The sequence below is a fragment of the Streptomyces sp. NPDC020845 genome (genome assembly GCF_044334165.1).
Taxonomy (GTDB): domain Bacteria; phylum Actinomycetota; class Actinomycetes; order Streptomycetales; family Streptomycetaceae; genus Streptomyces.
Genome location: NZ_JBIRSJ010000059.1, coordinates 1 through 7,666 on the forward strand (window position 1 = coordinate 1; position 7,666 = coordinate 7,666).

At 66.0% G+C, this 7,666-nt stretch carries 6 protein-coding genes and 3 pseudogenes; 3 read left to right on the plus strand and 6 right to left on the minus strand.

All coding sequences use genetic code 11. The features are described 5' to 3' along the window. Positions 1-147: 147 nt before the first annotated feature. Positions 148-729, plus strand: coding sequence for a hypothetical protein (locus tag ACH4U7_RS52900; RefSeq protein ID WP_398534898.1), 582 nt, complete (start codon positions 148-150; stop codon positions 727-729). A 201-nt stretch (positions 730-930) separates the two neighbouring features. Continuing rightward, a pseudogene (locus ACH4U7_RS52905) lies at positions 931-1,762 on the plus strand (integrase); the annotation flags it as partial. Between the two features lie 35 nt (positions 1,763-1,797). On the opposite strand, the pseudogene ACH4U7_RS52910 reads toward ACH4U7_RS52905, so the two are convergent. The 3 genes and pseudogenes from ACH4U7_RS52910 to ACH4U7_RS52920 form a co-directional block, all read right to left on the minus strand. Next, positions 1,798-2,187: pseudogene (locus ACH4U7_RS52910) on the minus strand (transposase); the annotation flags it as partial. A gap of 162 nt (positions 2,188-2,349) precedes the next feature. Continuing rightward, entirely contained in the window at positions 2,350-3,498 is a 1,149-nt protein-coding gene (locus ACH4U7_RS52915) for an IS701 family transposase (protein ID WP_398534902.1), read from the minus strand. Between the two features lie 130 nt (positions 3,499-3,628). Then, positions 3,629-4,309, minus strand: a complete 681-nt coding sequence (locus tag ACH4U7_RS52920; RefSeq protein WP_334541230.1) for a helix-turn-helix domain-containing protein — start codon at positions 4,307-4,309, stop codon at positions 3,629-3,631. 108 nt (positions 4,310-4,417) lie between these two features. On the opposite strand from ACH4U7_RS52920, the gene ACH4U7_RS52925 reads away from it, so the two are divergent. Then, a complete protein-coding gene (locus ACH4U7_RS52925) occupies positions 4,418-5,383 on the plus strand; it encodes an NAD(P)-dependent alcohol dehydrogenase (protein ID WP_398534899.1) in 966 nt (321 codons plus the stop codon). A gap of 21 nt (positions 5,384-5,404) precedes the next feature. On the opposite strand, the gene ACH4U7_RS52930 is transcribed toward ACH4U7_RS52925, so the two are convergent. The 3 genes and pseudogenes from ACH4U7_RS52930 to ACH4U7_RS52940 all read right to left on the minus strand — a co-directional run. Beyond that, positions 5,405-6,279, minus strand: a protein-coding gene (locus ACH4U7_RS52930) for an IS5 family transposase (RefSeq protein WP_398534900.1) whose coding sequence is annotated in 2 segments (ribosomal slippage) — positions 5,405-5,926 and positions 5,929-6,279 — 873 coding nt in all. Because the reading frame shifts where the segments join, the coding sequence is not laid out codon by codon here. Between the two features lie 197 nt (positions 6,280-6,476). Beyond that, entirely contained in the window at positions 6,477-6,914 is a 438-nt protein-coding gene (locus ACH4U7_RS52935; RefSeq protein WP_398534901.1) for a hypothetical protein, read from the minus strand. Then, positions 6,911-7,666: pseudogene (locus tag ACH4U7_RS52940) on the minus strand (hypothetical protein); the annotation flags it as partial. The pseudogene ACH4U7_RS52940 and the gene ACH4U7_RS52935, both read right to left, overlap by 4 nt.

Here is a 7,666-nt window from a genome sequence, read left to right on the forward strand (position 1 = left end):
AACCTCACGAGCCATCCAACCCAGCGTCCTACGGCACGCTACGAGCGGCCAACCCGACCGCGCACCGCTACAGCCAATACAAGTCGGGAACCTCAACGCCGCGGCGGGCAAGAATGTTGCTCTGTCAGTGAGGTAGGAAGGTATCGGGTGGACAGCGACGAGTTGGCATTCGAGAGCAACTTGGATCAGGTCTGGCGGTTCGGCCGCTGGTTAGCTGTGATCACGAGCATCGTCATCGTGGTGGTGATTCCCTTCGTCTTCGGCATCTTCGACGAGGACCGCCTGAGGATGACCGACGATTACGCGGCCATGACCTCGGCCTGCATCGCGGCGCTCCTCCTGCTGGGCTTCGTTGAGCTGCACTTCTACTTGCAATCAGCCAAGGAACGCATCGAAGCGGAAGAGGTGCGGACGAAGAATGGGCCTGGATTGCCTGTGGCAATTACCGCTGCCACGCGCACAGTCGAAGAGAAAGTCGCCCTACGGCTGACCGCCGTAGTTGTCTGGATGCTCACTGCCGTACTCCTGGCCAGTGCGCTGACGATCACATTCCTCTGGGCAGCAATCGACGGCCACGGAGCGGCCCGATGGGCTGCCTGGTACGTCTTTCTCAGTACTGAATGGGGCCTCGCAGTCGTGACGTTCGCGGCCTTCACAAAGGTTCTGTCAGAGATCAACTCAATGATCCTCATGTACAGAAAGGTATGTGAAAACCGCAGCAGCGTGTGATGTGCCCATCATCAATGTGTCGACACAGCCGACGACCTCGACGCCTGGCAGATTGTCGTCCAGCGAGAGAAGACACTGCCCTTGCCAGAAACCTCATCCGTCCTGGTAGGGGCCGGTGCATCGGATTTCCCGAAATCTGGCCGCGGTCGTCTGAGCCGACGCTCTCGCGCAGCTGCCGTCAGCACGTCATGATGATCGATCGTGCTGCTGCGACTGGCTTACTTGGGCGTGTCGAACGCATTTACGATGCTGTGCCTGCTGCCGATGACCGACCGGGACAAGGACGCGCAGATCCTCGCCCTGCGCCACCAGATCACCGTGCTGGAACGCCAACTCGGCAAGGAAGAGATCCGGTTCACCCCGAGCGACCGGGCATTCCTGGCAGCGCTCCTACACCGGCTGCCGCGGCACGTCCTGCGAAGGTCACGGCTGCTCGTACGCCCCGACACGGTACTGCGTTGGCACCGGCAACCTCGTCGCACGCCGCCACGCCGCCTCCTGCCGGCCCAAACGCCCGGGACGACCCCCTACAGTGCGCTCGATCCGCGTCCTGGTGCTGCGCCTGGCGAAGAAGAACCCGAGCTGGGGATACCGACGCCTGCACGGCGAGCTCCTCGTACTGGGGGTGAAGGTGGGCGCGTCCACCGTCTGGGAAATCCTGAAGGAGGCCGGCATCGACCCTGCGCCCGAGCGGAACTCCAGCACCTGGGCCACCTTCCTTCGCTCCCAGGCTGATGCGCTGCTGGCCTGCGATTTCATGGAAACAGTCACCCTGTCGGGGATGCGGATGTACGTGCTCGTGGTGATCGAACACGGCAGTCGCCGGATCCGGATCCTGGGCGCCACCACGCATCCAAGCGCATCCTGGGTAGCGCAAGCGGCGAAGAACCTGCTCATGGACCTCGAAGACCTCGGCTGCCGGGCACGGTTCATGATCAGGGACAGGGACGGGAAGTTCCCCGAACTGGTCGATGCCGTCCTCAAGGACGCGGGAATCGAAGTCGTGCTCACCGGCATCCAGATGCCGAGGGTGTGTCAACTTAACGGCTGATCTTGGTTGTTGAGGTGTCAGTTGTTGCTCGGGGTCAGGCGGCCCTCGAAGGCGATCTGGAACGCGTTCAGCCGTGCCTTCCAGCGCATGGTCCACCGCTTGCGGCCCTTCCCCGTCGGGTCCAGGCTCATCAATGCCATGTAGATGCACTTGAGGGCGGCGGCCTCGTTGGGGAAGTGCCCGCGGGCGCGGACGGCCTTGCGGATGCGGGCGTTGACGCTCTCGATCGCGTTGGTGCTGCAGATGACCTTGCGGATCTCGACGTCGAAGGAGAGGAAGGGCACGAATTCGGCCCAGGCGTCCGACCACAGCTTCACGATCGCCGGATACTTGGCACCCCACGCTTCCTGGAACTCCAGGAACCGCTCCGTGGCCGCATCCTCGCTGGGTGCCGTGTAGACGGGCTTAGTACTGCAACGACACTCCGTGATGTCCTCTGCGTTTGTAGTGGCTGATGCGGGCGCGGGCTTGGCTTCTTCTACGCCATAACGACCAGGCGAGTACGTGCTGAATTCCGTGGCGGATGGGAAAGGAGACGCGGTTGAAGAGCCGCCGAGCCTCGTTCATGGTCACGGGTATGAGGGATCGATCGTTGCCGGTTTCCCAATCCCCTTTTCTGCCTCTGCTCGCAGGATGGCGAGGAAGGCAAGGGCGGCCATGGAGAGGGTTATGTGTCGATACCACGCCGTGTAGCCGCGGACCTGGTAGTGATCGAGCCCAGTTTCGTTTTTCGCGGTCTGGAAACATTCCTCGACCATCCACCGGGACCCCGCGACCCGTACAAGTTCCTCCAGCCGAGTCCCGGCCGGGCAGAAGCAGATGTAGTAGGCGATGTCCGCGGGGTCGGTGAGGCTGCGCCGGGCCAGTAACCAGTGGTCCCAGCCTTCCCGCCGCCAGGGCCGGATCGGGGCGGCCGCCCAGTCGTACTCGCGCGGCCCGTGGGCGCCGTCACCGCAGCTCAGATGGGCCCATGCGTCGTCGGGGAGTTCGCTGACCAGCTTGTGCGCGCGGGCCTGGCCGAAGAATTCCATGGTCATGACCATCTGGGATTTCGGGACGGCGAGGACATGGGGGATGTCGTGTTCTTCCAGCCACATCCGGATCCGGCTCGTCTGGCCGTAGAGTTCATCGGCTGTCACCCACCCGAAAGGGATCCCCGATTCCACAGCGCGCTGAAGCATGCGTAGGCCCATGTCCGGCTTGGTGGCGAACTCGACATCGTCCCCGATATCGGCAGCCCGGCAGCGCTCGCGGTCCGATGTCCAGTCCTTCGGGAGATACAGCTCGCGGTCGATCAGGGCCCGCCCTCGGTCTGAACCATAGGCCAGGAACACCCCGATCTGGGAATTCTCGATCCGGCCGGCCGTCCCCGAGTACTGTCGGGCCACCCCCGCCGACCGGATGCCCTTCTTCAGAAATCCCGTCTCGTCAAGGATGAGAATTCCCCGATCGGGATCTCCGATGTGCTCCACGACCGCGTCGCGGACATCGTCACGCAGAGCGTCGGCGTCCCACAGGTAGTGGTTCAGCAGTCGCTGCATCCCCTGAGGACCCGTGTCACCGACGGCCTCCGCCAGGGTCCAGCCGTTCTTGCGTTCCGTCTCACTCAGCAGTCCCCGCAGGTAGGACACCATCCTCCGCCGAGACTCCACCCGCCCGAACCGCCCTGCGAACCGCGCCACGAAGTCACCGAAGTAACCTGACCAACCGTCAGTTATCTCTTCCACCACGAAGTGATCAACGACGCCGCACACTCCACGTCACGGAGTGTCGTTGCAGTACTAGGGCCGGTTGCGAAAGTGGCACGGTCGCCTGAAGAGCGGGCTACGCGGCAGGCGCCGCTTTGTATCAGGCTCTGGAGGGTTGCTGTCCCTGGGAGCCGTCGGCCGCGAGCGGAAGACTGCGCAGCGACAGTGCGCTCGGCGCCGGCAGCGCTCCGTGGGCCGCCTCGGCGCGGAACGACTGGAGCAAGTAGGCCACCAGACGCCGGGACGCCGCACGGTCACCCGGCAGTGCGGTGACCAGACCGCAGTGGGACAACAGGGCTACGGCAAGGTCGGAGGGGTGGAAGTCGGCCCGCAGCGCGCCCGCCGCCTGAGCCCTGCGGACCAGGGCCATGAAGTCCCGCTCGGCCTGTTCACATACTCGCGCGTGTTCTCGCGTGGTGTCCGGAAAGGCCGAGACGAACGCGGCCGGGAAGCCCCGTTCCTCCCGTTGTAGTTCGCAGACCGTCTCGACCAGCCGCTGGAAGCCCTGCCACGGATCGGGGTCGGCCAGCGCCTCGGTGAGCGCCTGAGCACAGGTGTCCGTCTGGTGCGCGAACGTGGCCCGCACCAGGGCGTCCCGCGTCGGGAAACGCCGGTACAGCGTCGCCACGCCGACCCCCGCCCGCCGGGCCACGGTCGCCATGGGCGCGTCGATGCCGTGCTCGGCGAAAACCACGCGGGCAGCCGAGAGGATGCGCCGCCGGTTGCGCCGGGCGTCCGCCCGCAGACTGTCCTGCCCCGCGATCCGAGAGGATTCCCCCACCACTGTCTCTCACCTCCGGTCAACTGGACGATCTCGTCCGCTTGCCAGCCTACGCTCGGCGCCACGATCCCCCCGCACGGCCACTGTGGCGAAGGTGAGAACACAACGATGGACGACCGCACGATGAGAGCCGTACTGTTCGACCGCTTCGGCGGCCCCGAGGTGCTGTACGTGGGCCGGGTGCCACGCCCCGGACCGGCACCCGGCGAGGTCCTCGTACGCGTGCACGCGTTCAGCGTGAACGGCGCCGAACTGGCCGCCCGTTCCGGTCGGCTCCGCCTCATCACCGGCCGAAAATTCCCGCAGCGCATCGGGCTGGACTTCACTGGCGAAATCGCCGCACTCGGCACCGGCGCGACTGGCGTAGCGGTCGGCGACCGGGTGTGGGGCGCCCTGGGCCGCAACTCCGGATTCGGCAGCGCCGCCGAGTACGTGACGGTACGGCCCGAGCGGCTCGGCCGGGTCCCGGACGGGCTGGACCTCGTGGCCGCCGCCGCACTGCCAGTGGCCACCACGGCCGTCACGGCTCTCCGCGACAAGGCCGCACTGAGCCCCGGCGAACGGCTGCTCGTACGGGGTGCGGCGGGCGGCGTCGGCAACGCCGCCGTCCAGCTTGGACAGGCGTACGGCGCCGAGGTCACGGCCCTGGCCCGCGCTGCCAACCTCGACTTCGTCCGTACGCTCGGTGCCCACCACGCCGCCGACCACCGGACCGTGTCCCCCGCGGAACTGGGATTGTTCGACGTGGTCCTCGACACGGCGGGCACCGACCTGCGTACCGTACGGCGGTTGCTGAAGCCCGGCGGACGCATGGTCACCATCGCCTTCGACCTGACGCGGCCCGCCGCCTCGCTGGGCTACATCGCAGCCAGCGCCGTCCACGGACGCGGCCGGGTGCGCTTCTTCAGCGGCAACCCCGAACGTGCGCTCTTCGACGACCTCGCCCGCCAGGTGACGGAGGGGAAGCTGCGGCCGGCGGTGGACACGGTCTTCCCGCTGGAAGAGACAGCATCGGCACACCGGGCGCTGGAGGCGGGCGGGGTGCGGGGCAAGTACGTGGTCAGGGTCCACTAGGGTTTGTTGGGAAGGTGCTGGTCACAGCCACTCGTTGAGGACTGCGACCAACACGGTCGCCTCGTAGCGGACGGCGAGCTTGTCGTATCTCGTGGCCACGGCCCGGTGGCGCTTGAGGCGGCTGATCCCGCACTCGACGGCATGCCGCTCGCGGTAGTCGGTTTTGTCGAACTTCGGCGGCCGACCGCCTCGGGAGCCGAGCTTCTGGCGGTTGCGGACGCGGTCGGCGGGGACCGGGATGGTCGCCTTGATCCCGCGTCTGCGCAGGTAGGCCCGGTTGCGCCGGGAGTCGTACGCTCTGTCGGCCCGCACCCGGTCCGGCCGCCTGCGGGGCCTGCCCGGACCAAGGCGAGGTACCCGGATGGCTTCCAGGACCGGCTCGAATTGCGGCGAGTCACCCCGCTGACCGGCTGTGATCACGACGCTCAGCGGCTTCTGCCCCTGCTCGACGGCAAGGTGGATCTTGGTGGTCAGGCCGCCTCGGGAGCGTCCGAGACCGTGGTCGGCAAGCTCGACGGCAATGCCGCCGGGCGGTTCCTTTTGCAGACCCCCTTTTTCGAGGCCCCGGCGGCGTGCTGGTGGGCCCGGCAGACGGTGGAGTCGACATTCACGTCCCAAATGATCAGGCCCTCCGCGTCCGCCTGAGCTTGGAGCTGAGTGACGATCCTGGCCCAGAGGCCATCGCGCTGCCAGCGCCGGAACAGGTCGTAGACTCGTTCCCAGGGCCCGTAGCGTTCCGGCACATCACGCCAGGGAGCACCGGTACGGGTGCGCCACCGGATGCCGCCTATCAGCTGCCGTCGCGTCCACACCGGCGGACGGCCCGGCTTGATGCCCTGCGGCAACAACGGCTCAAGGCGGGCCCACTGTCCATTCGTCAGATCACCACGCCCCACAAGGCGTGATCATCCACGACCAAGATCCACTTTCCCAACAGGCCCTAACCCTGGTCCCGGTTGACGCCTCCGGCCGCCATCAGGGACCGGGCCGGGGTGCGACCGCTGTCGTCCATCCCGGACTGCTTTGTCTGCCAGTGCGCTCTGCTTCATGACCGTCATGGCATCCCATTGCCGGCCACGGCGTACGGAATTCCTCAGCGGCGTCGCTGAGAACCCCGCGGGCGGAGGGGCGAAACACGGGCTGAGGCATCCTTATCGAGCTGTTGCCGCAGGGCCTGGTTATCGTGATAGAGGGCGGCGATGGCGGTCTGGGCGGCCTTGAGTTTTTTCTCCAGGAGCGTGCAGTCACGGGTTTTCTTGGCCAGGCGCTTTTTGAGGGCTTCGATGGTCGCGTCGCGTTTGGCCTCCCCTGGGGTGGTCTTGCCATGGGTGGCAAGGTGCGCGTCCCATTCAGCCAGGATGGTGTGCGCACGATTCATCGTCGCGCGGCTGACCTGGGCTTCTTTGTAGAGGTTCTCTTTCGTGAGGCGGCCGTCGGTCCGTTGTGGTCGGCCCTCGAAGAGGCGGGTCATCGCTGCCCGGAGAGCGGCGGCGGTCTTGGGGCTGACCTGGTCTGCCGGGACGTCGGTCACTGGGGATCGCCGGCCATCGTGAGCACGTTGCGGACGATGTCCAGTTCACGTTCGGCGAGGTCTCGGCGGTGTACGGGTGTGGCGGGGCTGTTGATGATCTGGAGCTGTGTGCGCTGATGGGAGTCATAGATCGGCAGGTGCTCGGGACCGATCATGCTGTTGGCGCACCGGTCGGGCCGACAGCGTTCATCGAGGGGACCGGTGTGTCCTTCGGGGATGATCGCGTTCTCGAGACAGACGGCGCCGACAGGGTTTGTGTGGTCGGCGGTGCAGTTGTTGAGCATGCCGAAGCGGATGTGGATCCTGGTGGTTCGCAGGAGACTATCGGCAGTGCGGGCGTCTCCATTGCGGGCCTTCACAGTGGCGTTGATCTGGTCGAAGGCGTCCTTGACACGTTCGGCGCCCGGCCCGAACCCGATCTGCCCGCCAGCGGTATGACGCTCGTAAAGATCCTTGATCTTACGGAATTTGACGTTGTCGAGTGCATCACCGAGGTATTTGGCCCATTGCGTGTCGGAGGCGGCGTAGCCGCGAGCGCTGGCGTTGGCGAGAGCCCGGGTGGCGAGGTGTTTCAGTTGGATGCCGGTGGCGATCTCGGACCCGGGGAACTGGTCGGTGAGCATCGCCATCGTCTTACGGAACATATGCGGGCGGATGTAAGTGGGCGGTTCGTGAGTCTTTGAGTCGATCTGCTGTCGCCTGATGGTGTGGCGGTGGGGCGGAATCTGCCGGTCCGCGGTTGGTGGTCTGGT

Coding starts and splice junctions, on each gene's coding strand:
- ACH4U7_RS52925 (WP_398534899.1), top strand. CDS start 4,418: ATGGACGACCGCACGATGAGAGCCGTACTGTTCGACCGCTTCGGCGGC.